Annotated in this window: 27 protein-coding genes; 17 read left to right on the top strand and 10 right to left on the bottom strand. The window is 66.1% G+C overall.

Going from position 1 to position 26,154, the window contains the following annotated elements:
• Positions 1–114 precede the first annotated feature (114 nt).
• A complete protein-coding gene (locus AC13HB_RS01620; protein WP_482947971.1) occupies positions 115–1,554 on the top strand; it encodes a tetratricopeptide repeat protein in 1,440 nt (479 codons plus the stop codon).
• Positions 1,555–1,777: 223 nt separating this feature from the next.
• Positions 1,778–2,398, top strand: coding sequence for an energy transducer TonB (locus AC13HB_RS01615; RefSeq protein WP_482947970.1), 621 nt, complete (start codon positions 1,778–1,780; stop codon positions 2,396–2,398).
• 182 nt (positions 2,399–2,580) lie between these two features.
• Here AC13HB_RS01615 and AC13HB_RS01610 read toward each other — a convergent pair whose 3' ends face one another.
• Genes AC13HB_RS01610 through AC13HB_RS01600 form a run of 3 tightly spaced genes read right to left on the bottom strand, consistent with a single transcriptional unit; the run spans position 2,581 to position 6,564 of the window.
• Positions 2,581–4,839 (bottom strand): S9 family peptidase, encoded by a 2,259-nt coding sequence (locus AC13HB_RS01610; protein WP_482947969.1) that lies wholly within the window; start codon positions 4,837–4,839, stop codon positions 2,581–2,583.
• A 26-nt stretch (positions 4,840–4,865) separates the two neighbouring features.
• Complete coding sequence (gene msrB, locus AC13HB_RS01605; protein WP_482947968.1) at positions 4,866–5,273, bottom strand: peptide-methionine (R)-S-oxide reductase MsrB; 408 nt, start codon at positions 5,271–5,273, stop codon at positions 4,866–4,868.
• The gene (locus tag AC13HB_RS01600) at positions 5,257–6,564 is read right to left on the bottom strand and encodes an MFS transporter (RefSeq protein WP_482947967.1); all 1,308 of its coding nucleotides are present in this window, start codon (positions 6,562–6,564) and stop codon (positions 5,257–5,259) included. The genes msrB and AC13HB_RS01600 overlap by 17 nt, the downstream gene beginning before the upstream one ends.
• A 151-nt stretch (positions 6,565–6,715) precedes the next feature.
• Between AC13HB_RS01600 and AC13HB_RS01595 the strand changes: the two genes are divergently transcribed.
• Positions 6,716–7,126, top strand: coding sequence for a DoxX family protein (locus AC13HB_RS01595; RefSeq protein WP_482947966.1), 411 nt, complete (start codon positions 6,716–6,718; stop codon positions 7,124–7,126).
• A gap of 50 nt (positions 7,127–7,176) precedes the next feature.
• Positions 7,177–8,307, top strand: coding sequence for a DUF2336 domain-containing protein (locus AC13HB_RS01590; protein ID WP_482947965.1), 1,131 nt, complete (start codon positions 7,177–7,179; stop codon positions 8,305–8,307).
• A gap of 13 nt (positions 8,308–8,320) precedes the next feature.
• Here AC13HB_RS01590 and AC13HB_RS01585 read toward each other — a convergent pair whose 3' ends face one another.
• Both AC13HB_RS01585 and AC13HB_RS01580 read right to left on the bottom strand, forming a co-directional pair.
• Entirely contained in the window at positions 8,321–9,097 is a 777-nt protein-coding gene (locus AC13HB_RS01585) for a metallophosphoesterase family protein (RefSeq protein ID WP_482947964.1), read from the bottom strand.
• Positions 9,094–9,978 (bottom strand): diacylglycerol/lipid kinase family protein, encoded by an 885-nt coding sequence (locus tag AC13HB_RS01580; protein WP_482947963.1) that lies wholly within the window; start codon positions 9,976–9,978, stop codon positions 9,094–9,096. Before AC13HB_RS01580 ends, AC13HB_RS01585 begins: the two co-directional genes overlap by 4 nt.
• A 306-nt stretch (positions 9,979–10,284) precedes the next feature.
• Here AC13HB_RS01580 and AC13HB_RS01575 point away from each other — a divergent pair, with 306 nt between their 5' ends.
• The 12 genes from AC13HB_RS01575 to AC13HB_RS01520 all read left to right on the top strand — a co-directional run bounded on the left by AC13HB_RS01575 (position 10,285) and on the right by AC13HB_RS01520 (position 19,350).
• On the top strand, positions 10,285–10,788 hold the full coding sequence (locus AC13HB_RS01575; protein WP_482947962.1) for a Na+/H+ antiporter subunit E: 504 nt from the start codon (positions 10,285–10,287) through the stop codon (positions 10,786–10,788).
• Positions 10,788–11,105, top strand: a complete 318-nt coding sequence (locus AC13HB_RS01570) for an MrpF/PhaF family protein (RefSeq protein WP_482947961.1) — start codon at positions 10,788–10,790, stop codon at positions 11,103–11,105. Before AC13HB_RS01575 ends, AC13HB_RS01570 begins: the two co-directional genes overlap by 1 nt.
• On the top strand, positions 11,102–11,479 hold the full coding sequence (gene mnhG, locus AC13HB_RS01565) for a monovalent cation/H(+) antiporter subunit G (RefSeq protein WP_482947960.1): 378 nt from the start codon (positions 11,102–11,104) through the stop codon (positions 11,477–11,479). Before AC13HB_RS01570 ends, mnhG begins: the two co-directional genes overlap by 4 nt.
• Complete coding sequence (locus AC13HB_RS01560; protein ID WP_482947959.1) at positions 11,476–12,039, top strand: DUF4040 domain-containing protein; 564 nt, start codon at positions 11,476–11,478, stop codon at positions 12,037–12,039. Before mnhG ends, AC13HB_RS01560 begins: the two co-directional genes overlap by 4 nt.
• A 2-nt stretch (positions 12,040–12,041) precedes the next feature.
• A complete protein-coding gene (locus tag AC13HB_RS01555; RefSeq protein WP_482947958.1) occupies positions 12,042–12,500 on the top strand; it encodes a Na(+)/H(+) antiporter subunit B in 459 nt (152 codons plus the stop codon).
• A gap of 2 nt (positions 12,501–12,502) precedes the next feature.
• Complete coding sequence (locus tag AC13HB_RS01550; protein ID WP_482947957.1) at positions 12,503–13,081, top strand: cation:proton antiporter subunit C; 579 nt, start codon at positions 12,503–12,505, stop codon at positions 13,079–13,081.
• Complete coding sequence (locus AC13HB_RS01545; protein ID WP_482947956.1) at positions 13,081–14,604, top strand: monovalent cation/H+ antiporter subunit D family protein; 1,524 nt, start codon at positions 13,081–13,083, stop codon at positions 14,602–14,604. Before AC13HB_RS01550 ends, AC13HB_RS01545 begins: the two co-directional genes overlap by 1 nt.
• A 3-nt stretch (positions 14,605–14,607) precedes the next feature.
• Entirely contained in the window at positions 14,608–16,092 is a 1,485-nt protein-coding gene (locus AC13HB_RS01540) for a proton-conducting transporter transmembrane domain-containing protein (RefSeq protein WP_482947955.1), read from the top strand.
• Positions 16,089–16,391, top strand: coding sequence for a hypothetical protein (locus tag AC13HB_RS01535; RefSeq protein WP_482947954.1), 303 nt, complete (start codon positions 16,089–16,091; stop codon positions 16,389–16,391). Before AC13HB_RS01540 ends, AC13HB_RS01535 begins: the two co-directional genes overlap by 4 nt.
• Positions 16,388–18,112, top strand: coding sequence for a Na(+)/H(+) antiporter subunit D (locus tag AC13HB_RS01530; RefSeq protein ID WP_482947953.1), 1,725 nt, complete (start codon positions 16,388–16,390; stop codon positions 18,110–18,112). The genes AC13HB_RS01535 and AC13HB_RS01530 overlap by 4 nt, the downstream gene beginning before the upstream one ends.
• Positions 18,113–18,283: 171 nt before the next feature.
• Positions 18,284–18,643: a helix-turn-helix domain-containing protein gene (locus AC13HB_RS01525; protein ID WP_482947952.1), complete on the top strand. Its 360-nt coding sequence runs from the start codon at positions 18,284–18,286 to the stop codon at positions 18,641–18,643.
• Positions 18,640–19,350, top strand: coding sequence for a DUF6456 domain-containing protein (locus AC13HB_RS01520; RefSeq protein ID WP_482947951.1), 711 nt, complete (start codon positions 18,640–18,642; stop codon positions 19,348–19,350). Before AC13HB_RS01525 ends, AC13HB_RS01520 begins: the two co-directional genes overlap by 4 nt.
• Before the next feature lie 7 nt (positions 19,351–19,357).
• Here the strand turns inward: AC13HB_RS01520 and AC13HB_RS01515 are convergent, their stop codons facing one another.
• The 3 genes from AC13HB_RS01515 to AC13HB_RS01505 form a co-directional block, all read right to left on the bottom strand.
• The gene (locus AC13HB_RS01515; protein WP_482947950.1) at positions 19,358–19,777 is read right to left on the bottom strand and encodes a SufE family protein; all 420 of its coding nucleotides are present in this window, start codon (positions 19,775–19,777) and stop codon (positions 19,358–19,360) included.
• Positions 19,778–19,872: 95 nt separating this feature from the next.
• Positions 19,873–20,139: a hypothetical protein gene (locus tag AC13HB_RS01510; protein ID WP_482947949.1), complete on the bottom strand. Its 267-nt coding sequence runs from the start codon at positions 20,137–20,139 to the stop codon at positions 19,873–19,875.
• A 269-nt stretch (positions 20,140–20,408) separates the two neighbouring features.
• Positions 20,409–21,446 carry a hypothetical protein gene (locus tag AC13HB_RS01505; protein WP_482947948.1) on the bottom strand — a complete coding sequence of 346 codons (1,038 nt, stop codon included), beginning with the start codon at positions 21,444–21,446 and terminating at the stop codon, positions 20,409–20,411.
• 216 nt (positions 21,447–21,662) lie between these two features.
• On the opposite strand from AC13HB_RS01505, the gene AC13HB_RS01500 reads away from it, so the two are divergent.
• On the top strand, positions 21,663–23,393 hold the full coding sequence (locus AC13HB_RS01500) for a sensor histidine kinase (protein WP_482947947.1): 1,731 nt from the start codon (positions 21,663–21,665) through the stop codon (positions 23,391–23,393).
• On the opposite strand, the gene AC13HB_RS01495 is transcribed toward AC13HB_RS01500, so the two are convergent.
• Both AC13HB_RS01495 and AC13HB_RS01490 read right to left on the bottom strand, forming a co-directional pair.
• A complete protein-coding gene (locus tag AC13HB_RS01495) occupies positions 23,394–24,308 on the bottom strand; it encodes a hypothetical protein (RefSeq protein WP_482947946.1) in 915 nt (304 codons plus the stop codon).
• A 122-nt stretch (positions 24,309–24,430) separates the two neighbouring features.
• A complete protein-coding gene (locus tag AC13HB_RS01490) occupies positions 24,431–26,131 on the bottom strand; it encodes a hypothetical protein (RefSeq protein WP_482947945.1) in 1,701 nt (566 codons plus the stop codon).
• Positions 26,132–26,154 lie beyond the last annotated feature (23 nt).

Raw genomic sequence — 26,154 nt, 5'->3', positions numbered from 1 at the left:
GCCCCCTGGCCGCAATGTGTCCGGAAGCTGTCCACTTCATGACGACGCCGCTGCGAGGCCCGGGGCCGGGGCGACCAGGCTTTGATCGGCCGGGTCGTGATTGGGGAGGTGCACATGAAGGGACTGAACTGGCGTGCCGCCATCGCGGGCGCTGCCAATGCCGTTATCCTGCTGGGGCTGGGTATGGCCATCGAAGGGGCTGCGGAGGCGCAGTCACGCAATTCCGAACAGACGATCGGGGCCGGGGTGGGCGAGCGCATCCTGGAGACCATGGAGGCGGAAGCCGAGGGCGACTGGGCGGGCGCTGCCGCAGCCTATGACGCGCTGCTGCAACGCGCCTCGCTCTCGGCTTACGAGCGCGCCACTCTGCAAAAGCTGCGCGGCCGGGCCCGCTACGAGCTCGACGATCTTCCCGGCGCCATTGCCGACTGGCGCGCCGCCATCGCCAGCGATGCCCTGCCGCCCGAGGACGCCAATGCGCTGCGCGTGAATACCGGCCAGCTCCTCTTCGCGGCCGGACGGTTCGGGGAGGGCGTTGCACTCGTCGAGGCAGCCCTGGCGCGCGGCACGCCGCTGACGGAGGATCTCGCCCTGCGCATGGCGCAGGCCCACGGCCAGGCCGGCACGCTGAGCGACGGGCTGGACTATGCCCGCGCCGCCTTCGACCTCGCCGAGCCGCCGGACCGGCCGCACTTCTCCATCCTGCTCTATTATTTCCAGCAGCTGGACATGCTGCCCGAGCAGACCGACCTGCTCGAGGCGATGGTCAATCGCTGGCCCGAGGACAAGCGCAACTGGACCAGCTATGCCGCCCTGCTCGCCCAGACCGGGCGCGAGCGCGATGCCTTCGAGGTCAATCGCATCATGTATGTGAACGGCATGCTGGAGACGAGCGAGGAACTGGTCCGCCTGGCGCAGTACTATTCCTATTACGAATATCCGTTCGGGGGCGCCTCCATGCTGGAGCGCGAGCTCAATTCCGGACGGGTCGAGCCGGCGCCGCGCAATTACCAGCTCCTGGCCGACCTCTGGCGCCAGGCGCGCGAATGGGAGCGGGCCATGCCCGTGCTGCGCCGCGTGGCGACCCTGACCGGCGCAGGGACCGATTACGAAAAGCTCGGCGAGGCGCTCTACCAGGCCGGCGACTTCGCGGAGGCCGAGGCGGTGCTGGTCCAGGCGCTCGACCGGGGCGGGCTGCGCCGGCCGGGCGATACCTGGACGCTGCTGGGCAATGCGGTGATCGAGCAGGACCGCTATGAGGACGCCATTCCGGTCTTCGAGCGCGCTCTGGAGTGGGAGTATTCCCGCGCCGGCGCCCAGGGCTGGCTCGACTTCATCGAGCGCTCCATCGCCATTCGCAATGGCACGGTCCGGATGGAGCACATGACCAATATCGAGGGGTGCGAGTTCGAGATCGAGCGCATGCGGAGAAGCGTGGCGCTTTCGGACGATGAATATGACAGCGGTGGCCGGCGCGTCTTCGATCTTTCGGAGCTGTGCGCCGTCTATTTCGACCCCTATGGCCGCCTGCGTCCGGAATTCGAGCAGATCTGACGACCCTGAAAATTCCTCATTCGGGACGCAATTGACCGCATTTGCGCCCCGATACGGCCCGCTCCCGGGGGGAGGCTGAGAGTGCGGCGCGAAGCCCGAGTTGTGGGCCGCGTCGCACCGGCCAGCCCGGTGCGCGGTGACCGCCGCCGGGGGCCTGGCCGGGTTGAGGGGCTTGGGACTGTCGGGGGCCATGCAGGACACGCCCAGTGGGGAGGCTTTGTCCATGACAGCCGTTTCAACTGCCAGACGCATGCCGCTGGTCCTGCCGTTCGCCGGCGCCGTGACCATTGGTCTTTTCGTGATGATGAACGGGATGATCGATATCGGTCCCGTCACGCCAGATCCGGTCGAGGAATTGCCGGAGATCGTCCTCAATTTCGAGGTGCCGGAGCCGCCGGTCGACGACCGGATCGATATCATCGAGATCCCGGATGTCCCGCCGCCACCGCCGCCCGCGCGCCCGGACCGTCCCGTCGCGGACAATCCCGGACCGGGGGATGCTGTGGCCTATACCCTGCCGCCAGTGGCCCCGCCCGAGGTGGGCAATGGGGGGACCGGTCTCGTTTCGCCGGACCGGTCGCCGATGCCGGTCGTGCGGATCGATCCCGTCTATCCGGCGACCGAAGCCAGCCGCGGCCGGAGCGGCGAATGCACGGTGATGTTCGACATCACGCCGGACGGTTCGACCGCGAATATCCGCCCGGTCAGCTGCACCAGCCAGGCCTTCGAGCGGGCCACGCTCAACGCCGTCGCCCGCTGGCGCTACAACCCCCAGGTCCGCAACGGCCAGCCGATCATGTTCCGCGGCGCCACGACAAGGCTCGTCTATAATCTGGACGGGTAGGGCGTCGCCCTTCGTCTTCCCCCAAGGGGGAAGTGGGCCGCGCCGCAAGGCGCGGCTCGAAGGGGGGTGACGTTTCGTCCTTCAGCCTCCCTCCCCCGGTGGGGGAGGACGAAGGCAACGGCACAGAAAAAGGCCCGGATCGAGCGATCCGGGCCTTTCTCGATTCATCTGGAAGAAGCGCCTTACTCGGCGGCTTCCAGGGCCATGGCCTCGACTTCTTCATCCGCGAGACCCACCGTCATCAGGGCGAAGGCCCAGTTGAGGGCAACCTCGCGCAGGCTGTCGAAGCGTCCGGAGGCGCCGCCATGGCCGGCCCCCATATTCATCTTCAGCAGGGTGAGGCCGTCATCGGAGCGGCGGTCGCGCAGGCGGGCGACGTATTTGGTCGGCTCCCAATAGGTGACGCGCGGATCGGTCAGTCCGCCGGTCGCCAGGACGTGGGGATAGTCCATCTCCACGATCTGGTCGTACGGCGAATAGGCGATCATGGTCTGATAGTCTTCCGCGCTCTCGATCGGATTGCCCCATTCCGGCCATTCCGGCGGCGTCAGCGGCAGTTCCGGGTCGGACATGGTGTTGATCACGTCGACGAAGGGCACGGCCGCGATGGCGCCGGCGAAGAGGTCCGGCTGGAGATTGATCGCGGCGCCGACCAGGAGGCCGCCGGCGGAACCGCCATAGGCGACGATATTGCCGCGCGAGGTATAACCCTCGGAGGCGAGCGCCTCACCCGCCGAGACGAAGTCGCGGAAGGTGTTCATCTTGTGCTCGAGCTTGCCGTCCAGATACCACTGATAGCCGTTCGCCATGCCGCCGCGGATATGGGCGGTGGCATAGACCATGCCGCGATCGACCAGCGAGAGCGGGGTGACGCGGAAAGCGGCCGGAATGGTGATGCCGTAAGACCCGTAGCCGTAGAGCATGAGCGGTGCGGTGCCGTCGATCGGCGTGTCGCGGTGATGCAGGATGGTGACCGGGATCATCGCCCCGTCATGCCCCGGCGCCATGATGCGGCGCACGACATAGTCTTCCGGATCGTGACCCGAGGGGACTTCCTGGCGCTTCAGGAGCGTACGCTCGCGGCTCGCCATGTCGTAGTCATAGGTCTCTTCCGGCGTGGACGGGCTTTCATAGGAGAAGCGCAGCATGTCCGTGTCGAACTCATAGCCGGCCGACACGCCGAGGGCATAGGCCTCTTCCTCGAAGGTGATCTCGTACTCGTCGCCGCTTGCGTAATTGTGGACGACGATGCGGGGCAGGGCGTTCTCGCGCTCCATGCGGACCTGCCAGTCGGCAAAGCCCACCACGCCATTGATCAGCGTGCCGGCATTGTGCGGAACGAAGTCTTCCCAGTTCTCGCGGCCCGGATTGTCGAGCGGGGCGGACATGATCTTGAAGTCCACTGCGCCATCCGCATTGGTGCGGAAATAGAAGCGGTCGGGGCCTTCGGTGATGTAGTACTCGACATGATCCTCGCGCGCCGCGATCAGCCGGCCTTCGGCCTGCGGGTCGTTGGCGTCGAAGATGCGGATCTCGTTCGAGGTGTGGCCGCCGGCATTGATGGTGACGTAGTTGTTGCCGTCGGTCAGGCCGACCGAGACGAAGAAACCGTCATCGGGTTCCTCATAGATCAGCTCGCTCGCACCGCCGTCGCGGGACTGACGGTAGACGCGCTTGGAGCGGCCATTGTCGTCGCGCCAGACCCAGTAGAGGGTCTCCGAGTCATTGGCCCAGGTGAAATCGCCGGAGCTCTCGTCGGTCAGCGTGGCCACGATGGCGCCGGAGGCGATGTCCTTGATATGGATCTCGTAATATTCCGAGCCGCGCGTATCCACGCCATAGGCGATGTAGCGATGGTCGGGGGAGTGCTCCATGGTGGAGAAGTCGAGATAGTCGAAATCGGCTGCCTCGGCGTCGCCGTCGATGAGGATTTCCTCCTCGCCGGTCGGTTCGCCGGTTTCCGGATCGACCGGGCGGCGGGCATAGATCGGGTATTGTCCGCCTTCGCGATAGCGCGTGAAATAGGCGAAATCGCCGTCGCGCTCGGGCACGGAACTGTCGTCTTCCTTGATGCGGCCGCGGATCTCCTGGAAGATTCGCTCCTGCAGGGCTTCCGTCGGCGCCATAACATCGTCGAGATAGGCGTTTTCCGACTCCAGAACGGCGCGGATATCGGCGTCGAGCGTTTCCGGCTCGCGCATGACCTGCTGCCAGTTCTCGTCCTTGATCCACTGGAACTCGTCGACGCGGGTGAAGCCGACCTGTTCGATCTCGACCGGCCGCTGTTCCACGACCGGGGCCTCGATACCCTGGGCGCGGGCGATGAGACCCGGGGTCTCGCCGCTGGTTTCGCTGCTCATCTCACTCTCCTGGCTGCAGGCGGCTGCGGCGAAGGCCAGAAGGCCCGCGCCGATCCGCCCGGCAAGTGCATTGCGTCTCATATAATCTCCCCCGATTGGACGAAGCGTCAGTTGTCGTCTGCTGCGGGACGGAAGTCCAGCACGGTCCCGTTGGTGCAGAAACGTTGCCCGGTCGGCTCGGGACCGTCCGGGAATACGTGTCCGAGATGGGCGCCGCAATTGGCGCAATGTATCTCGGTGCGCGGCGCGATCAGCTTGAAGTCGGTCTTGGTCTCGACCGCATCGCCGGAGCTGGGCTGGTAGAAGCTCGGCCAGCCCGACCCGCTCTCGTATTTCGCATCGGCCTCGAAGAGCCGGTCGCCGCAGACCTTGCAGTGATAGGCCCCGTCCCGTTTTTCCGCGTTGAGCGGATGGGTGAAGGCGCGCTCCGTGCCTTCCTCGAAGGCGATGGCATAGGTGTCGGCGTCCAGTTTCGCCTTCAGCTCGGCGATTTCGGCGTCAGTCAATTTCGGCATGCTCGATCTCCCGCGTCCGGTCGATGGTGTGGGGCTGGCCCCGTCTCACCGACAATATGGGGGTGGTCAGGCTGATTATCACCAGCACGGCGCCGAGGCCGATCATCGGGATCAGCGCCGAGGTCTGCGGACCGAGCCGGCCGATGATGAAGCCCATCATGATGGCGCCGGCCGGCATGCCGCCGAACAGGCCGAGCTGATAGACCGACATGACGCGGGCGAGCTTGTCCGGCGGAGCCTGTTCCTGCACCACCGAACGGCTCAGCGAGATCGCCACGCCGGCGCCCAGCCCCCAGAAGAAGACCAGCGGATAGAGCGCCGGGAAGGGCAGGGTCAGCGCGAAGGCACCGACGGCGAGCACGGTCACGCCCTGGGCGAGGATCAGCGCCCGGCCGGGCTTGTCGATCTGCGGCGCGATGGCGAGCAGGACGTTGGCGATGAAGGCGCCGACCCAGAAACACACCATCAGGCTGGCGATCTCGGCAAAGCCGCCGCCGTAGATTTCGCGCAGGATGAGCGGGATCAGGACCAGGAAGGCGCCGCCGACCACGAGCAGGCCGATGGCGATCATGATCACCGTCATCGGCATCAATACGGGCGAATGGATCACGGCCTTCACCCCCTCGGCCAGGTCCTGCAGCGGGTGCGCGGTGGAGCGCGTCCGGGTCGAGCCGAGGCGCGGCAGGAAGGCGGCGAAGATACCGCCCGCAATGAGACCGCCTGCCTGCAGCAGGAAGAGCACGCCAGGCCCGGTCCAGGTCGCGAAATAACCCAGCGCCATGCCGGCGATCTGCACGCCGAACTGCATCGCCGAGGCCATCACCACGGCGCGCTGAAGCTCGATCCCGCCATGCCGGGTGCGGGCGGAAATGCGCACGACCGGATTGATGGCACTGTCGCGCGCCGGCATGACGAAACCGCCGGCCACGCCGATCAGCAGGGCAAAGCCGACCATGACCCAGTAGGAGAGCCGGTCGGTCAGCAGGAGCAGGGCCAGCATGGCCGCAGCGACTCCGGCGAAGATGTAGAAATAGAAGATGATGCCGCGCCGGTCGCGGCGTTCGGCGAGCACGCCGGCGAAGGGCAGCATCAGCATCATCGGCCCGGTCAGGGCCGCCTGGGCGATGCCGAGCCGCTCGGGGCTCTCGCCGAGGGTGAAGGTGATGACGCCGGGGAAGAGCGTGGTCTGCAGGCCGAACCCGAAAAACCATCCGGCGACGATCATGAGATAGGCGCCGAAGGGCGGCATGCGGAGCTTGCGGTTACCGGCAAGCGGTCGAAATACGGGCAAGGGTCAAATTCGCATCTGTGGATATCGGACAGGCAAGCCCTTGTGATCGGGCGTGAATGGCATTGCAACTTCTCTACCAGTATGACGTTGTGAAGCAAATTGATCGCAGCGGCGAACAAGAGCGCCAAAATCCAACAGGGGGAGACGTGCAATGAAATGGGTTCGTATCGGCCTCGGCCTGGTCCTGGCGGCCTTCATGGTGTTCATGGGCGCGCAGAAATTCACCGGCCCCAATCCGATCTTCAGCTATATCGCCGATCAGTCCGGCATGGGCTTTTTCGAGCCCGGCGTGCGCATGCTCACGGGCGCAGCGGAATTGCTGGCGGCAGCGCTGATCCTCGTGGGTCTGTTCCTGGGGCGCTACAAGTCCTGCGGACCGATGCTGAGTCTTCTGATCATCATCGGTGCGATCGGCTTCCACCTCTCGCCCTGGCTCGGCATCAACGCGCCGGTCGCCTTCGACGGGGCCGGCGGCTATGTGCACAGCCCGATGCTGTTCGTCATGGCAGTCGTGTTCGGCGTGGTGTCCGCGGTCATGGTTGCGCTGCAGCGCAAGGCCTGAAGGCTGCAGCATGGTAGCCCGCCGCCACGATTCATTAACGACGATGAGGCATGCTGGTTATTGCTAGCAAGACCAGCGGAACCGCAATCATGGCGGAAGCCAAACCCTTCGAGCTGAACCAGCCCGTCACGGCGCGCACGCGCGCCGTGCTTGCGCGCCGGCTCGCCGACATTGTGGGACTGCCTTCCAGCCGCATCACGCCGCGCGAGCGCTGGATCGTGGGCGATCTGCTCTTCGATCTCATCCGCGCCAGCGATGCCGAGCTTCGGCGCCGCTGCGCCCAGCGGCTCGCGCCTTTGAAAGATGCGCCCAGCCGCCTCCTTCGCGCGCTGGCCAGCGACGATTTCGAGGTCGCCGAGCCGATCCTGGAACAATCGCTCGCCCTGACCGATTTCGACATGATGGACATCATCCGCGCCGGCACGGTCCAGCACCGGATGACGCTCGCCAATCGCGAGAATATCAGCGAGACCGTGGCCGCGGCCCTGGCTGCCTATGGCGAGCCGCCTGTGGTCGAACGCCTGCTGCGCAATCGCACCGCCCATCTCGCTGCGCCGACCGTGGACCATCTGGTCAGCGCTGCCGTCGACGAGACCCGCTATTCCGCATTGCTGATCCGCCGCGAGGAATTGCGCCCGGCCCAGGCCTTCCGCCTGTTCTGGGACAGCGAGCATATGGACCGGCTACAGATCCTCGACCGTTTCGCCGTCGAGCGCACCATTCTCATCGACGCCTCCGAGGATATCTTCCCGATGGCGGCGGAGGAGAATTTCTCCGATCCGATGGTGATGCGGATCCTGCGCTATATCGATCGCCGACAGCGCAATCGCGATGCCATCGAGCTGAGCCCCTATACCTCGCTCGAACATGCGATCGAGGTCTTCGCCTCCGAGGGCAATCACGCCGATCTGGTGCGCGAGATCGCGACCCTGTCCTATATCGAGCTGCGCCTGATGGAGCGCATGCTGGACGATATGGCGGGCGAGCCGCTGGCCGTGCTGTGCAAGTCGACCGGCCTGAAATGGATCAGTTTCGAGCATTTCTGGACCGGCCTGCGGCGGTCTGCCGACAGCCCGCTGGTCGATCAGGCGCGCCGCGTCTTCGACTCGCTCTCGGTCGAGAAGGCCCAGACCGTGCTGCGCTACTGGAACCTGTCCGTCGAGGACAAGGCGTCCAAATAGGCGCCGGCCGCGCCTAGCGCTCCAATTCCCATGTCCGCCCCGGCTTGAAGGTCTTTCCGTCATCCGCCGCCATGCGGGTGATGAGGATCCGTTCCGGCTCGATATCGATCCGGTTGAAGCTCGCCGCCTCGTCGCGTGTGCGGTCCGAGAATGTGGTTCCGGTCCCGACGAACCAGCAGGACTTGTCTTCGTCCGGTGCCGGCAGGACGAAGGTCTCGTGCAGATGGCCGGTCAGGACGAGATCGCAGGCCTCGGCCGCGAGATCGGCGGCCCGGTCGCCGCGATGGGTTCGGGCGCGCCCCTTCAGCCCGCCCGGCGCGAGCAGCGGGTGATGGCAGGTCAGGATGCGCGTGCCGGCCGCAGAGGCGGCGAGGCGCTCGATGACCGGTTCGAGATGCCGTCCGGATACGCGTCCGAGCGACCAGTCCGGCCGGAACTGGGCCCGGCGCGCGGTGTGCAGGCTTTCCACATGCAGCGCGTCCGAGCGATAGGCCGGAATGACCTGCTCGCCCAGCTGACTGTGAAAGCGCCGCCAGGGCGTCAGGGCGCGCTGGCCGAGGGCATAGACCGGCACGTCGTGATTGCCCGGCGCGCCGACGGCCGGCAGACCGATCCGGTCGAACATGGCGCGGGCGGCCGCGAATTCCCGCCGCCGTCCGGCCTGGGTGAAATCGCCTGCGGCGACGAGCAGGCCGGGGTTTTCCGCCGCGCAGGCCTCCTCGAAGGCCGCGACGAGGCGGTCGCTTTCGGCACCGAAATGAAGATCGGCGATGTGGAAGAGACGGGTCATGATGGCGGTATCAGGGCTTCGGGTGGGGTGTCGCAAGCCGTCAGGCTCGCCGGGCTGTCCAGCATGAAGGGCTCGCCGTCGATCATGGCGGAGAGCGGTTTGCGCGAGTCGACGCTGAGATGCCGGAACTGGGCCAGCCGGGTTGCGCCCCCGGCATCATGGCCGTCATCGCCATTGCCCGCTCCTGTGAAGAGGTCGACCGGAGTTCGCAGGAGATCGGCGGGATGACGCCAGTGCACCAGCACGCCCTCGAATTCGCCGCCCTTGCGCGGCACGGGGACGTAAATGCCCGAGGCACGCGCGCGGACCGGGTGCCGCGCATCGTCGAGCCGGTAGCGCAGGCGCGGGCTGAAGGCCTGGCGCAGCGAGGTCGCCAGGCGCGTCCAGGCGCTCACCATGCGGTCGGGGCGATTGTCGTCGCGCAGGGCCTCGCGGGCACGTGCGAAGGTCGATGGAAAACCGATCGCCGCGGCGACCAGGAAAATCCGTCCGTTCAGGGTTCCGGCCATCAGGGGGGCGCGGCGGAACTCGCCGGCCTGGTCGAGCAGGTCCCGGGCGCCGCGATCGCCATAGAGGCTTCTGGGCAGCAGATTGGCCGTGCCGAGCGGCAGGGGCAGGAGGGGCAGGGCGTCGGCTTTCCCGTCGGCGGCGGCTTCGGCCATGGCATCGGCGACGCCGCGGATCGTGCCGTCGCCGCCGGCAATGGCGATGGCGTCAACTTTCGCCTCGCGCAGTCTGGCGATGGCCGAGCCGATATCCTGCTCGCCGATGAGCTCGACGGCCTTCACCGCATCATGCGCCTTGAGCGAGGCGAGCAAGTCCTCCCCCTCGCGCGCCATGCGCCCGCTGCGCGGATTGGCTATGAGGCCCAGAGCCGTCATCGCGAAGACGAACGTCCTTCCTGTCAGCGACCACGATCAGTGCAGCAGGTCGGGCGGGCGAAGTCCACTCGATCCGGTTGCCGCTCGTCCGAGTCGCGGTCCGATTCGCGCCGCCCAGCGTCACGCACCAGCGTGCGCGAGGGCCGTCCGCTGCCCTGCAAGCTGAACCGGAAGCCCGACTTTCCCGTATCAAGCGAAATAACCCCAGGCGGTGTGCGTCTGCACTTCTCCCGCCGGTTCGTCTGGTCAACACACCGCTGTGCCGTTAAAAGCCGGTGCATAAGCGTTAACACGCGGGGAGTTTCCATGTTCTACGGCGTCAGCCTCACCGCCATTCTGGTGGCGCTCTGGCTTACCTTGTCGGGGCCCTACACCCTGTCAGGCGATTATCCGAACGTGATCGTGCTGGGCGTGCTCAGCATCGCCTTTGCCGTCGGTCTGACGTTCCGGATGCGAATCGTGGATCGCGAGACGGTCCCGGTCGGCCCGGCCTTTGCGCTGGTGGCCTACTGGTCCTGGCTCGGACGCGAAATCGTCAACGCCAATCTGGCGGTCCTGAAAATGGTGATGAAGCCGGAGATCGATATCGAGCCCCGCCTCGTGCACGTACCGGCGGAGCAGCGTTCGGGCCTCGGCCGCTGCGTCTTCGCCAACTCGATCACCCTGACACCGGGGACCGTGACCGTGGACGTGGAAGAAGACGGCTTTCTGGTTCACGCCCTCGACAATTCCTTCACCGACCCGGCCGGGTTCGCCGAAATGGGCGCACGCTCGGATATCGCGTCGGACGGCAAGCGGGAGACCGCCTGATGGATCTTTTCAACTTTCTCGTAGCGCTCGGCATGGCCGGTGCGATGGCGATCATGCTCGCCCGGCTTTTCGCCGGGCCGACGCTGTATGACCGCGTCCTGGCCGCCAACTCCTTCGGGACCAAGACGGTCCTTTTCCTGCTCGTGTTCAGCGCGCTGGCCGGGCGTCAGGACGCGATCGACATCGCGCTGCTCTACGCCCTGATCAATTTCGTCGCGACCATCGCGATCCTGAAATTCTTCCGCTATCGCTCGCTGGAAATCGCCCTGGCGCAGATGTCCCTGCGCCGTGCGCTGGAAGGGGAGTTCGAGAAATGAGCGGCACCGAGCTTCTTGATCACGCGCTGTTGGCGCTTTCCATCGGTTCGATGACGCTGGGCCTGGTCTTCGTGCTGGCCGGCGCGACGGGCGTCATGCGCCTGCCGGACTTCTACACCCGCATGCACGCGGCCGGCGTGACCGATACGCTGGGGGCGGAGCTGGTGATTTTCGGCCTCATCCTTCAGGCCCATGACTGGCAGACCGCCGCCAAGCTGGCGCTGGCGGCCCTGCTGCTCTTCCTGACCAGCCCGACCGCCACCCACGCCATCGCCAATGCCGCGCACCGGGCCGGCCAGAAACCGCTGCTGTCGCGCTTCCATCCCAAACACCCGCGCGAAACGGGCCAGCCGGGCGAGGAGGCCAAGTCATGAGCGGTGCCGATCTTACCCAGTATCTGGACTACATGCTGATCGCCATGCTGCTGGCGGTCGGATTTGCCATCGTGCGTCTGCGCAACCTGTTCGCCGTTGTCATGCTGACCGGCGTCTATTCGCTGCTCTCGGCGGCCTGGTTCGTCTCGCTCGACGCGGTCGACGTGGCCTTCACCGAAGCGGCCGTGGGCGCAGGCATTTCCACCGTGTTGATGCTCGGCGCCATGCTGCTGACCGCCCGCGAGAGCGAGCCGGCCGGCCAGCGTCGTCACTGGGCGGCCTTCGCCGTCGTGGCCGCCGCGGGCGCTGCGCTCTTCTTCGCCATTCCGGACATGCCGGTCTATGGCGACATCAATTCGCCGGCCAATTCCTATGTCGGCATGGAATACATGGAGCGCACGCCGAACGAGATCGCCGTCCCGAACGTGGTTACGGCAGTTCTGGCCAGCTATCGGGGCTTCGATACTTTCGGCGAGGTCGTGGTGATCTTCACCGCCGCACTGGGCGTCATGCTTCTGCTGGGCTTCGGCACCGGCGGCCGCAAGCGCGAGGAGGACTGATCATGGCACCGCATCTCATCCTCCGCGTCGTTTCAAAACTGCTGATCCCGCTCATCGTGGTTTTCGGTCTCTATGTTCAGTTCCACGGCGATTTCGGACCGGGCGGCGGCTTCCAGGCCGGCGTCATCATCGCGGTCGCGGTGATCCTCTATGCCCTGATCTTCGGCATGGAAGAGGCCCGCAAGGCGGTTCCGCCCTCGCTCGTGCGCATCGGCGCCGCGCTGGGCGTGCTGATCTATGCCGGCGTGGGCGTCGCGACGCTGTTCATGAACGGCGCGGGCGAGCCGCTCAACTTCCTCGATTATGACGCGCTGCATCCCGACCAGTCGCACCATACCGGCCAGCACTACGGCATCCTGCTCGTCGAGCTGGGCGTGCTGTGTACCGTGACCTCGGTCATGCTGGCGATCTTCTACGCCTTCGCCGGCCGGGTGCCGGATATCCCGGACGAGGAGTGGTAATCATGGTCGAGATCCTGATCGAACGCTTCAACTACATCCCGATCATCATCCTCATGATGACCGGCCTCTACGTCGTCGTGGCGACCGGAAACCTGGTGAAACGCCTCGTCGGCCTGTCCCTGTTCCAGACCTCGGTCTTCCTGCTCTACATCACCATCGGCAAGGTTTTCGGCGGCAATCCGCCGATCATCGCCGATGGCGGTCACGGCGAGGGCGGGGAGCATGGCGAGGGCGCGGCCGCTTACGGGACCGAAACAGCCCACACCGCGACCGAGGCCGCCGGCCACGCCGTCGAGGCGACCGGGCAGGCTGCCGATACGGCCGCTCACGCGAGCGAGACGGCCGGGCAGGCCGCCGAAACCGCAGCGCACGGTGCCGAAACGGCGACCCATGCCGCCGAGGCCGTGATCTATTCCAACCCGCTGCCGCACGTTCTCATCCTCACGGCCATCGTCGTGGGCGTGGCGACCCTGGCCGTCGGCCTGGCCCTCGTGGTCCGGATCCGCGAAGCCTACGGGACGATCGAGGACGATGCCCTCAATGCAGCCGATTATTCCCTTGAATCGGGGAGCGCCGATTGATGCAGTTCCTGGCTGATCTCCTGCCGGCGGGGCTCGCCGTGCACGCGCCTGCGCTGATTGTCGCCATTCCGCTCATCATGGCGGCGGTGGCTGCCCTGATGCCGAACGGCAAGGCCGGCTGGGGCGTTGCCCTGGCCACGTCCGCCATCGTCGCCATTCTGGCCCTGGTCCTGCTGGGTCAGGTCTCGACGGGCGGCGTCGTGAGCTATCACATGGGCGGCTGGGCACCGCCCTTCGGCATCGAGTACCGCGTCGACATGCTCAATGTCGCGCTGCTGCTCCTGGTGGGCCTGGTCGGCCTGCTGTGCGTGATCTACGCGCTGCCGAGCGTCGAGGACGAGATCAAGGCGTCCCAGCGCGCGCTCTTCTATTCCGCCTTCCTGGTCTGCTTTGCCGGCCTGCTGGGCGTGACGATTGCGGGCGACGCCTTCAACGTCTTCGTTTTCCTCGAGATTTCCTCGATCTCGACCTACACCATCATCGCCATGGGGGCGGACAAGGACCGCCGGGCGCTGACGGCGAGCTACAACTATCTCGTCCTCGGCACGATCGGCGCGACCTTCTTCGTGATCGGCGTCGGTTTCCTCTACATGGCGACCGGTACGCTGAACATGGCCGACATGGCGCAGATCCTGTCCGAGAACGGGCATGACCGCGTCACCCAGGCGGCCTTCGCCTTCATCGTGGTCGGTCTCGGCCTCAAGGCGGCGATGTTCCCGCTGCATGTCTGGCTGCCGAATGCCTATGCCTTCGCACCGAATTTCGTGACGGCCTTCCTCGCCTCGACGGCGACCAAGGTCGCCTTCTACGCGCTGATCCGCTTCGTCTTCTCGGTCTTCCATCCCGATGCGAGCTTCGTGGCGTTGTCCTTTACCTGGATTTTCGCCGTGGTCGGCACGATCGCAATGATCGTGGCCTCGACCCAGGCGGTGTTCCAGACCGATGCGCGACGCCTGCTCGCCTATTCCTCGGTGGCGCAGGTCGGCTACATGATGCTCGGCCTGGGCATGGGAACGCGGGACGGCCTGTCCGCGAGCCTGCTGCACCTGATGAATCACGCCCTGATGAAGGGCGCGCTCTTCATGGCACTGGGCGCCTTTGCGCTGAATTTCGGCGTGCGCCGGATCAAGGATCTCGCCGGTCTGGGCAAGACCATGCCGGCCTCGGCCACGGCCTTCACCATTGCCGGTCTGTCCCTCGTGGGCGTGCCGCTGACGGTGGGCTTCACCTCGAAATGGTATCTCGTCACCGCTGCGCTCGATAAGGGCTGGTGGTGGGCGGTCGCGGCCCTGATGATTTCCTCGCTGCTGGCGCTGGCCTATGTCGCCCGCCTGCTGTCGGCGATCTGGATGGATACGCCGCCGAGCCATCACGGCACCGCCGCCAAGCGCAAGCTGGCGCCGGTCATGGTGCTTGTGCCGATGGGCATTCTCGCCGCCGCGAACGTCGTTTTCTTCTTCCATGCCGACCCGCTGGTATCGCTGGCCCGTGCGGCCGCGGACGCCGTGATCGGAGGCCAGTAGACCATGTGGACGCCTGAAATCTCCCTCGCGCTCGCACTGACCATCCCGGCGATCGGCGGCGTGTTCATCGCCCTGCTGGGCAGCCGTCCGAATCTGCGCGAAGGCGCGACGCTCGTGACGGCCGTGCTGCTGGCGCTCAATGTCGCCTATCTCGTCGAGATTGCGCCGAGCCAGCCGACCCTGCACCTGGCCACGCTGGCCCCGGGGCTGGAGCTCGCCTTCAAGCTGGAGCCGCTGGGCGCCGTCTTCGCGGCCGTGGCGAGCGGTCTGTGGATCGTCAATTCGCTCTATTCCATCGGCTATATGCGCGGCAATGCGGAGAAGAACCAGACGCGCTTCTACGTCTGCTTCGCCATCGCCATCGGTGCGGCCATGGGTGTGGCGCTCTCGGCCAATCTTCTCACCATGTTCCTCTTCTACGAAGTTCTCACCCTGTCGACCTATCCGCTGGTCACGCACAAGGGTGACGCCAAGGCCAAGCGCGGCGGCGCGATCTATCTGTCCATCCTGCTGGGCACCTCGATCGGTCTCCTGCTGCCGGCCGTGATCGCGACGCATTTCGTGGCCAATGGCTCGACCGACTTCATGGCGGGCGGCCTGCTGGCGATCAATAATGCCAGCCCGGCCATCGCCGGCGTGCTGCTCGTCCTGTTCGCCTTCGGTATCGGCAAGGCGGCGCTCATGCCGGTCCACCCCTGGCTGCCGAATGCCATGGTGGCGCCGACGCCGGTCTCCGCCCTGCTGCACGCGGTGGCGGTCGTGAAGGCGGGCGTGTTCGCCATGCTCAAGGTCGGCACCTACATCTTCGGCCCGGCCCTGATCGCGGCCACGCCGGCCTCGGACGCGCTGGCCTGGATCGCCGGCATCTCCATCGTGCTGGCCTCGGTCGTGGCCATGACCAAGGACAATCTGAAAGCCCGGCTGGCCTACTCCACGGTCTCCCAGCTCTCCTATGTGACGCTGGGCGTGATGCTGGCCTCGCCGCTCGCCATGCTCGGCGGCGCGCTGCAGATCGTCATGCACGCCTGGGGCAAGATCACGCTCTTCATGAGCGCCGGTGCGATCTATACCGCGACCAAGAAGACCGATATCTCCCAGCTCAACGGGCTGGGCAAATACATGCCGGTCCTCTTCATCGCCTACACGGTCGGCGCGCTCTCCATCATCGGCTTGCCGCCGCTGGGCGGTACCTGGCCCAAACTCTTCCTGATGCAGGGGGCCTGGGAGAGCGGTCACGGACTGCTCATCGTGGCCCTGATCGCCTCGTCCATCCTGAACGTGGCCTATCTCCTGCCTATCAGCGCCCGGGCCTTCTTCAACAAGCCTGAAGAGGCCGGCCTGAAGAAGAAGCCGCCGATGATGGTCATCCTGCCGCCGGTGATCACCGCGGCCGGTGTCGTCGTCCTCTTCTTCCTGATCGGACCGCTGCGCGATTATCTCGAGCCGGTCTTCATGACGCCCAACCTTGCTGCGGAGGTCGCACAGTGAGCGATCAAAACGACAAGCATGACGAACTGATCCATCCGGCCGCGCGCCCCTTTTTGTGGCTCGACAGCGGCTGGCTGAAATCGTCCATGATCTGGATCCTTCTGGCTCTGACCCTTGCCTTCGTGGTGCCGGATTTCTTCCATCACCGGCATGAATATGTCGAGCTGGCTCAGTTCTACGGCTTCTACGCCATGTGGGGCTTCGGCGCCTTCGTGCTCGCCGTGATGGGCGGCTGGTTCGTGATCCGGCACTTTCTCGGCCGCGAGGAAAGCTATTGGGACGGGGAGGGCGAGCAATGATCGAGTCGCTCCAGCACGTCTCGCCGGCCTGGCCGGTCATCATCGGCGGCCTGATCGCCGCCCTCGTGCCGAACCATTACGTGCGCAAGGGCCTGGCCCTGGTCGCACCGGTGATCGCCATCCTGCTCTGGTTCAATGTCCGCGAACCGGGCACTTACGGCATTATCGAGATGGCGGGCTTCACGCTCGAGACCTTCCGCTATGACGGCCTGTCCCGCATCTGGGGCCTGGTCTTCATCATCGCGGCCTTCATCAATGCGCTCTACGGGCTGCACGAGAAGGACCGGCTCGGCGATGCCTCCGGCCTGATCTATGCCGGTGCCGGTCTCGGCGCCGTCTTCGCCGGCGATCTCCTGACGCTCTTCTTCTTCTGGGAGCTGACCGCGATCTCCTCGGTCTTCCTGATCTGGGGCTCGCGCACCCAGGCCGCCTACAAGGCAGGCCTGCGCTATCTGGCGATCCACATCCTCTCCGGCGTGCTGCTGCTCACCGGTGCGGTGATCCATGCCGAGACGACGGGCAGCTGGGCCTTCGACGACAGTCTCTCCATCGAGACCTTCGGCGGCCTGCTGATCTTCATCGCCTTCGGTATCAAGTGCGCCTTCCCGCTGCTGCACAACTGGCTCCAGGACGCCTATCCCAAGGCGACCATCACCGGCGCCGTCGTGCTCTCGGCCTTCACCACCAAGCTGGCCGTCTACGCGCTGGCGCGGGGCTATGCCGGCACGGAACACCTGATCTGGATCGGCGCCGTGATGACGGCCTTCCCGGTCTTCTTCGCCGTGGTCGAGAACGATCTGCGCAAGGTGCTGTCCTACTCGCTGAACAACCAGCTCGGCTTCATGGTCGTCGGTGTCGGGGTCGGCACCGAGCTGGCGCTCAACGGCGCTGCGGCACACGCCTTCGTGCACATCATCTACAAGGCCCTGCTCTTCATGAGCATGGGCGCGGTCCTGCACCGCGTGGGAACCGTAAAAGCCTCCGAGCTCGGCGGGCTGTTCAAGTCCATGCCGGCGACGACGGTGTTCTGCATCATCGGCGCCGCCTCGATCTCGGCCTTCCCGCTCTTCTCGGGCTTCGTGGCCAAGGCGCTCACCCTGGCGGCGGTCGCGCAGGAAGGGCATATGATCGTCTGGCTGGTCCTGGTCTTCGCCTCGGCCGGTGTGCTCGAGCACTCGGGCATCAAGATTCCGTACTTCGCCTTCTTCGCCCATGATCGAGGCCATCGCGTCCGCGAGGCGCCGGTGAACATGCTGATGGCGATGGGGATCGCGGCGCTGATCTGCGTCTATCTCGGGGTGGATTACGGGACGCTCTACGAGCTCCTGCCCTTCCCGGAGGCGGCGCTGCACTATGAGCCCTTCACCTTCGACCATATCGTCGGACAGATGCAGCTTCTGCTCGCGGCCATGTTCGCCTTCGCCTTCCTGGTCCGGATGGGCTGGTATCCGGAGGAGAAGCGCGGCGTGAATCTCGACACGGACTGGGTCTATCGCCGCTTCCTGGACAGCATTGCGCGCTGGACCTACGCCATGCAGGACCGCTTCGCCGGTTTCCTGGGCAATGTGCTGGCCAGTGTCCGTGCCGGGGCGGCTGCACGCCTCTTCCAGGCATTTAGTCCTATGGGCGCGCTGAGCCGGGATATCCCCTCCGGGCTGCTGGCGATCTGGACCTCGGCCCTGCTGGCTGTCGTCCTCATCATCGCTTACCTGGCACCGTAAGCATTTCCGGGACTTAGCCGGAAAACACTGAAACGGGAGGGCGCAACTCGCAAGGGTTGCGCCCTCTTTCTTTGCAATCAATATAGGAATATTATCCCCACCCAGGCGTAGTCTCACTAGCATCCACCTATCCGCGCTCATCGGGGCAGCGCGGGAATGCGGGAGTGCGTGATGAGTGAATACGAGTTGAAACAGGACGAAGACGTGGCCCGGGCGCACCTGGCGCGCAGCGCGGTGGCCTATGCCTTCGGAGTCTCGCAGCAGGAGATGGAGGCGCCGACACGGCGCTCGCGGGAGACGGCCTTTGCGCGCCAGGTCGCGATGTATCTCTCCCATGTCGCCTTCGAACTGCCGCTCTCGCGGGTGGCCCAGGCCTTCGGCCGCGATCGCTCGACGGCGGCCCATGCCTGCCACCGCGTCGAGGACGAGCGGGACGACGACGCCTTCGACCGGCATCTCGATGCGCTCGAGGCGATCCTGCGCGATGCGCCGCGCCTGCCGGTGACGGGGCTGCGGGAGATGATCCAGTGAGCGCGCCGCGATGGATGAGAGCCCTGGCGCGCGATGGCGCCGTCCTTCTGCCGCTGGCCGGCTCCGACAGCCGCTATGGCGTCTATCCGCGCGCCGATCGCCGCCGCCGGCCGGTAGCCCGGGCTGCACGCGGCGATGTCGAGGCGGCGGCGCGCAAGGGCTGGCTCGAAAACCGCGGGCCGGGACAGGTCCTCTCCGCGACGGGACGCAGCGAAGCAGGCCGCGAGCCGGACGAGGGCGCAGAGCCGGCCGCCCGTCACCGCACCATGGCCGACCGCCCGGTGATGAGCGCGACCGGCCGTATCGAGACCGCCCGGGCCAATCTGCGCGAGGGCGCGCTGGGCAAATGGACGGCCTGGCTGGAGCCCGGCGAGCGCGAGGCCGGAGAGCGTTTCCTGCGCGACTATCATTGCTCCACGCTCAGCCAGACAATCACGCGCAACTGGTCGCCCGTACCCAGCCGCCGGGGGGAGGGAAAGCGCTCGGGCCCCGAGGATGCGACACTCTCCGCCATGGCGGCCAGGGACCGCGTCATGGATACGCTTGATCATCTCGGACCGGCCATGGCGCGCATAATCGAGGCCGCCCTGGTGCATGAGGAGAGCCTGGCCGCCATGGAACGGCGCTTCGGCTGGGCTCAACGCAGCGGGCGCACAGCCCTCAAACTGGCGCTGGCACGACTGGCGGAGATTTACGGGTGCGGATAATGAGGCTCTACGCCCCGGCCTCGCGGCGGATCCGGCCGATCATGGAGTTCAGGCCGTTGGAGCGTTGCGGGGAGAGGTGTTCGGCCAGACCGATCCGCTTGAGGACTTCGCGGGCATCGACGCTGAGAATGTCCGCGGGCTTGTGGCCGGAATAGAGCCGTACCAGCAGGGCGGCGAGGCCACGCACGATATGGGCGTCGCTGTCGGCCCGGAATACAAGGCGGCCGTCATCGCCGGGCTCGGTCACGAGCCAGACCTGGCTGACGCAGCCCTTCACCTTGTTGGTATCGGTGCGCTCGCCCTCGGGCATGTCCGGGAGCGCCTTGCCCATATCGATGAGATAGCGGTAGCGCTGCTCCCAGTCGTCGAGCAGGTCGAACTCGTCGACGATGTCGTCGACTTCGGTCTGGATATCGGTCTCGGTCATCACAGCGTGGACGTAGTGTGCGTGCGTGACGCTGGCAAGCCGCGGCTGCGGTTGCGAGACGTGTGGTCAAGGGGAAGGCAAGGGCCGGAGCCGACTCAGGACCGGTTTTCCTCGTGAGACTCGATCGCGGCCTCGATGCGCTCCGTCGCCATTTGCGACAGGAAACCGCCGAGGCGGGCAGCCTCTTCGCCGGCTTCGCAGAGCGCTTCGTTTTCTTCGCACCACTGGCTCACCGGAGCGGCGGCGTCGATCCGGGTCTCGGACAGATCGGCCGGAAGCTCGAAGGCGTCGCCCGCGAAATCGCTCGGGACGAACACGCTGACGATGGCAAACCAGAATGCTGCGCGAAGCAGAAACATCATGCGAAACCTCGTAACCACAGGGACCGGGTGAGACGTCCCAATGCAGGATCGAGGCTAGGGTAAACGCGCGAAAAAATCACGCGAATCCAAGGGTTAGGACGAATGACGTGCAAAGGCGGGACGGCGGATTTGTCTAAAATTTTCAGAAAATCCAATTCTGTCCCGAGCTGGAACAGAAGCGTTAAATTCGCCGTTCCGGGCGACCGCGAATTCGAGCCTTCGCGGTAACCCTGTATTGGTAAATCCCGGCTGCGTCCGGCGGCAGAGCTTTACTGGCCGGCCGAGCGGCTCACGCCGAGGCAATTGCTGACATCCATGAGCGCATGCTCGGCGATGCAGAAACTGTCCTCATACTTGAAATGGCCGGCGGCGACGCATTGCTGGAGATCGAGCCGGACCCAGGCGAGGCAGCGCTCGACCGCAGGGTCGCTGAGGAGGGCGTCGATGACCGCCTCCGTGTTCGCCGGATCGCTGTCGAGCGATTGCAGCGCAGCCACGGAAAGGATGCGTCCGATGCGTTCGCTGTCGGGCGTGACCTGGGCTTCGCCGACATTGAGGCGCAGCTGCGGGCCGACGCTTCCGGCCGGCAGGACGGCGTCCTCATACTCGAAGAGCTCCGAGGCCGGCAGGCCGGTGGCATAGTTCGAGGCGAGGGTGATCTGTACGTCGTCGGGCACGGTGATCGGGCGTTCGCCGATACTGGCGAGCGCGGCCAGCCGGGCCTGGCGGTCGCCGGCGCGGCGATTGGCCCAGCGCTGGGACTGAAGGTCGTAAGCCGCGGTGCGATAGCGCTCGCCGACTTCGCGAATCTGGGACGTATCCTGTTGAATGACTTCAACGACGGAGGCCTCGGCATTGTCAGCGGTGGAGAAGCTCGTGGCGAAGCCCGGATCGTACATCAGGCCCGACATGGCGGCCTGCGGTCCGTAATAGTCGGCCAGCTCGCTGACCTCGTCGAGATATTCGGGATGGCGCGCGGCGATGATGGCGGCATAGGCGATCCAGGCCCGCACGAGACGGTCCTCGCCGTAAAAGGCGGTGAGACTGTCCATGGCCTGGTCGAGATCCTCGCCCGATCCGATCGGGGCCGAGTGGAGGTCCGCAATGACGCGGTGATAGGCGGCGTATTCGCCGGCCGACTCGCGCACGATTTCCGAACCCGGAGCATCCGTGGCCTCGAGCTGGAGGACCGGACCTTCGCTTTCCGCCGCCTGCTGGACGTCGGCGCCTGTGGAAAGTTGTGGATTATTGCCCGGCTGGTCGGCGGCGACGGCGAGCGACAAGGCGGCAAGAACACTGACAAGCATTACACGGACTCCCTGAACCGGTCCCCGCATACTGCCTTGTCCGCGCGGCAGCTCCAAGGCCTCAAATGTCATGAATTATCGAGGCGCTTAGCGGTTTTGAACCGTAAACAGATAAAGTTTAGGATTCAGTATTTGTTAACGCCGCAAGCCAAGATTCCGAACGTTAACGAAAGTGAGTCGCGACGCACTAAAATGCGATCCAATAAGCGAGACATAATGGGCTGGATTGCCCGGCAGGGCGGCCTGATCGTCAATCTGGTCTGGATTGGCACGCTGGCCTATGCCGTGCCGAAGCTCTGGCCGATCCTCGACGGGCCGCTCTGGCTGCGAGTCGCCGGACTGGCTGCGATCGCCTTTCCGGCTATTGCCGGATTCGGTCTCGCCAATCGTCTCGACCGCGATTTCGAACGTTTCGTCCTCGCCATGCTCTGGACCGCGCTTGCGGCCGGCGTCACCGTTTCCGGCGGCGGCATTACCGGGCTGGGCGTGCTGGCCTTTCTTCTCGCGCCCTCCGTTGCGGCGGCCGCCGGCGACCGCAAGGCGATCGTCAAATCGGCTGCGCTGTCCGGGCTGGCGTCGCTGGTCGTGGCCGGGCTGCATTTCGGCGGCTTCATCCAGCCGGCGCCGATGGCTATCGAATTCCAGCTTCCCTTCGTACTCGGCAGCGTCCTCATGGTGGCGACGGGCTTCGGCTTTGCCGCCCTGCGCGCCGTGCGCGATGCCGACCGGGCCCGCCGCGAGGCCGAGCACGGCCGACTGCGCGCCAAGGCTTTCGACGCCGCGCCGGTCGCCCTGATCGCCTGCGATGATGACGGTCACATCATTGCCGTGTCCAAGGGCCTGCGCGACATGTCGCCGGGCCTGCCGCGCGATCTTTCCGGCCTGCCACTGGCCGATCTCGGTTTCGACGACGAGCACCGCGCGAATCTGGCCGCGACCGGACGCCGGGCCGCCCTGACGCCGGTCAGCGAGGACTTGTCCCTGCGCGGCCAGCGCGGCCGCGAGACCCGCGTCCGTATCGACGGACGTCCGATCTATGGCGGCTCCGTCAACCATGTCTCCGAAGAGGACAACGCCGCGCTCAAGGCGAAACTGGCCGAATCCGAGGCCGCGCGCGAGCGCGCCGAGGAAGAAGCCCGCGCCAAGTCGCAATTCCTCGCCTCGGTGAGCCATGAACTGCGCACGCCGCTCAATGCGATCATCGGTTTTTCCGACGTCATGAAGGCGCGCCTCTTCGGGCCGCTGCCGGCGCGTTATGCGGAATATGCCGACCTCATCCATGAAAGCGGCCAGCATCTGATGGAGCTGATCGGCGACGTGCTCGACATGTCGAAGATCGAGGCCGATCGCTACGAGCTGGTGCGCGAGGATTTCGATATCGCCGAAGTGGTCGGCCTGGCGACCAAGATGATGCGGTTGCAGGCCGAGGAGTCGGGCATCTCGCTGACGGTCAAGCGAAACGAGGAGCCGATCCTCGTCAATGCCGACCGCAAGGCACTGCGCCAGATCCTGCTCAACCTCCTGTCCAATGCCGTCAAGTTCACGCCGGAAGGCGGCGCCATCGTGGTGATGGCCCGGGCCTCCGGCGACAATCTTGTGCTTGCCGTCGGCGATAGCGGTGTCGGTATCGATCCGGAAGAGGCCGAGCGTCTCGGCCAGCCCTACCGCCAGGCGGCCAATGCCCGCGATATCGAAAAGCGCGGCACGGGTCTCGGCCTGTCGCTGGTGCGGGCTCTGGCCGAACTGCATGGCGGCACGATGTCGATCGCCAGCCGCAAGGGCGAGGGCACGACGGTCACCATCACCCTGCCGGTCCTGCAGTCCGAGGATCATGGCGGCGAGGTGGAGCGTCACCCGGGGCTGGAAATGGATGTGCGCCAGCAGATCGAACGCGCCCAGGCCGCGTCCCAGGACATCACAACGGCCAAGAAGGCCGGTGCCGCCTGATCAGCTTTGCGTGTCGGCGACCGTGCCGGGCGTGACGTCTCCGGCGCGCAGGAAGGCCAGCCCGGCCGCAAAATCCCCGATCTCGAAATGATGCACGGCGACGGTCCGGCCACGGCGGTCGATCAGCTCGACGCGTGCCGCCTCGCGCGGATCGCGTTCCGCAAGGGCCCGTTTGGCGTCGTCGGAGAAATAGAAGACGTCGGCGGACTCGCTCGCCGCGAGTTCGGCGACTGCGGGCGCATCGCCGCGACCGCTGGCCCAGTAGAGGCTGCGCGCATAGCTCGGCGGCGTCCACTCTGCCCAGGGCGCATCGGCGGGGCCGGGAAAGCTTCCGCCCATGGTCGGATCGTAAAGCTCAGGCGCCGCATCGACATCGCGCAGGACAAGCACGGCGGAGGTGGCGCCGCGGGCATGGGGCAGGGCGGCGGTCAGACGGCGGCGGCCATCGGTCTGGCTCATGCCGACCCGGATTTCGCCGGTATCCTGGAGCAGCGCCCAGCTCGGCGTGCCGGGCATGACGCTGCGGCTGGCCGACCAGGTGAAGGTGTCGCCCGGAAACTCCATCGCGATCATGCGCTGATAGGCCGTGAAGGCACCTGAGACGCGCGCCTGCATGGCGGCGATCTCCTGCGTGTGGCAGGCCGTGCGGGTCGCCTCGGCGGCGATATCGCGGCTGTAATCGTCCAGCACGTGTTCGGAGACGCCGTCGCGCAGCAGAATGCCACGGGCCTGGAGGCGGGCGGCGTCGAGCGCGTCGCGTTGCGGCCGGGTGAAGAGGTCGCAGACCGAGTCCACGGCCATCGCATATTCGCGTTCGCCGTAAATGCTCGCAGCATCCTGCGCCAGCGCCGGCGCGGACACGCCTGCCGCCAGCCCGACCAGAGCCATTGTCATTCCCCGGATCGGCTTACGCATGAATACATCCCGACTGTTCATGAGGCGGGATGTAGCACGCGACCGTTTTACGCCCTGTGAAAGAGCTTGGTTAACAGTGGGTTGTGCCGCAGTCGCAAATGCGAGCGATTGCGTGGATCCGATCAGGCATGCACGCGGCGGCGCCGGCGGACCATGCCGCGCATCAGCATGAGCAGAGCGGCGCCGAACAGGATGAAGGCGGCATCGCGGGTATGATCCACGGCAAATTCGCGCAGGCGGTCGACCAGGGTCGGCGGCGCCACGGAGAAGTCCAGCGGCGTCACGCCGCGCGAGCTCCATACGGCGGCACGGCCTTCCAGCGCGCCCCAGAGATTGGAGCGGGCGAGGCTGCGGCCCGCGCTTTCGAAGGAGGCGCTTTCCGGCGCCGTCAGGGTGGCGATCCAGCGATCGGAATTGCCGCGATCGCGGAAAAGGGAGGCCACGCCGACGCCGAGATCGCGGGCCGTTTCGACCGGCATATCGACATCATCGGCATAGGCTGCCGCCGCGAGACGCATCAGGCCGCGTTCGCCGCGCGAGCGTTCGGCGGCACGCAGGCCGGCGCGCAACTCGGCCGGCGCATTGCGCTCGACCGCATCCAGGCGCGTGCTGCCCGGGCCGATGACGAGAAGGTTGTGGTTGGCCGGAGCCGTCTCCGCCGTATCGCCGTACCAGGCATAGAGCCAGGCCTCGCCGCTTATCAGGGCGGCACGCGCCAGCACCGACAGGGCGCCGTGACGATCGGCGTCGCGTTGCGAGGCGATCTGGACGGCGGTCAACGATCCCTGATTGGCGCTGAAGGGAAGTCCGGACGTGGCGAAAGAGCGAAGATCGGCCTCCTGCATGAGGTCACCGGTCCCGCGTACCTGGCGCTGGCCGAGGCGCTGTGCGCTGATCGCGTCCGAAGCAAGGAAATTGCGCTCATAGCCCGAGAAGGCACGCGCTGCCATGAGGCGGGCGGCGGCGGTCGCTTCGTCCAGATCGCGGCCGGTCACCACGATGCGCGGGACACCGTCATTATAGAAGGCGATCTCCGGGCCGGCGCTGGTGCCTTCATTGCGAAGGGCGCCGCGGTCACGGGCGCCGAGGCCGTCGAATTCGGCAATGCGCACGATAAGGTCGGCAGTTTGCGGATCGGAGGTGAAGAGCGGGACCGTGCCGGCGCGCAGGGCGATGGCCTGGGCGACGAGGCTTTCCAGGGTCACGCGCTCGCGGCTCTCGTCGGTAAGCAGGGCGATGCGGCGCGGTGCGGCGAAATCGGCAGCAAGGGCGTGCTCGAGCGCGTCCAGCGTATCGACCGGCTCGATCGGCTCCAGCGTCAGGCGGAGCTGGGAGCGGCGGGCATCGACGATCCAGCCGGCGGCGGCCGTTTCAGTGGAATAGGCGATCTCGAGAACGTTTTCGCCGGCTTGCAGATCGCCGGAGAAGAGGGCGAAACGGGCTTCCATCGGACGCGCCTGCGGGCGGATGGTGATGGCTTCGCCGCCATTGACGGAGACGTGGATCAGGCCGGCCGTGCTGTCGCTGGCCGGACGGGCAGCGAGGCGGAGCCAGGCTTCCGAGGCGGCCACATGCGGCGGGAGGTCGAAGCGGATGCGCGATTGCGGACGCGAGGTCGAAAGCACGAAAGCATCCGCACCGCCCTCGAGGTCCGCGAGCGTGCGTTCTTCCGTATTGACCGGCAATTCCGCGTGAATGGCTGCGGCATCCTCCACTGAGGTTGCTGCATCCCGGCTCTCATCCCCCTGAGCCAGGCCCGAAAACGCATTGACAGTCACGATGGCCAAAGCGGCAACCGTAGTCGACACTACACGTACGAACATGAAACGCTCCCTCACCCGTTTAA

It is taken from the genome of Maricaulis sp. B-26, from assembly GCF_056857855.1.
Note: the sequence above shows the minus strand (reverse complement) of the source record. Positions and strands in the feature narration are given on the sequence as shown.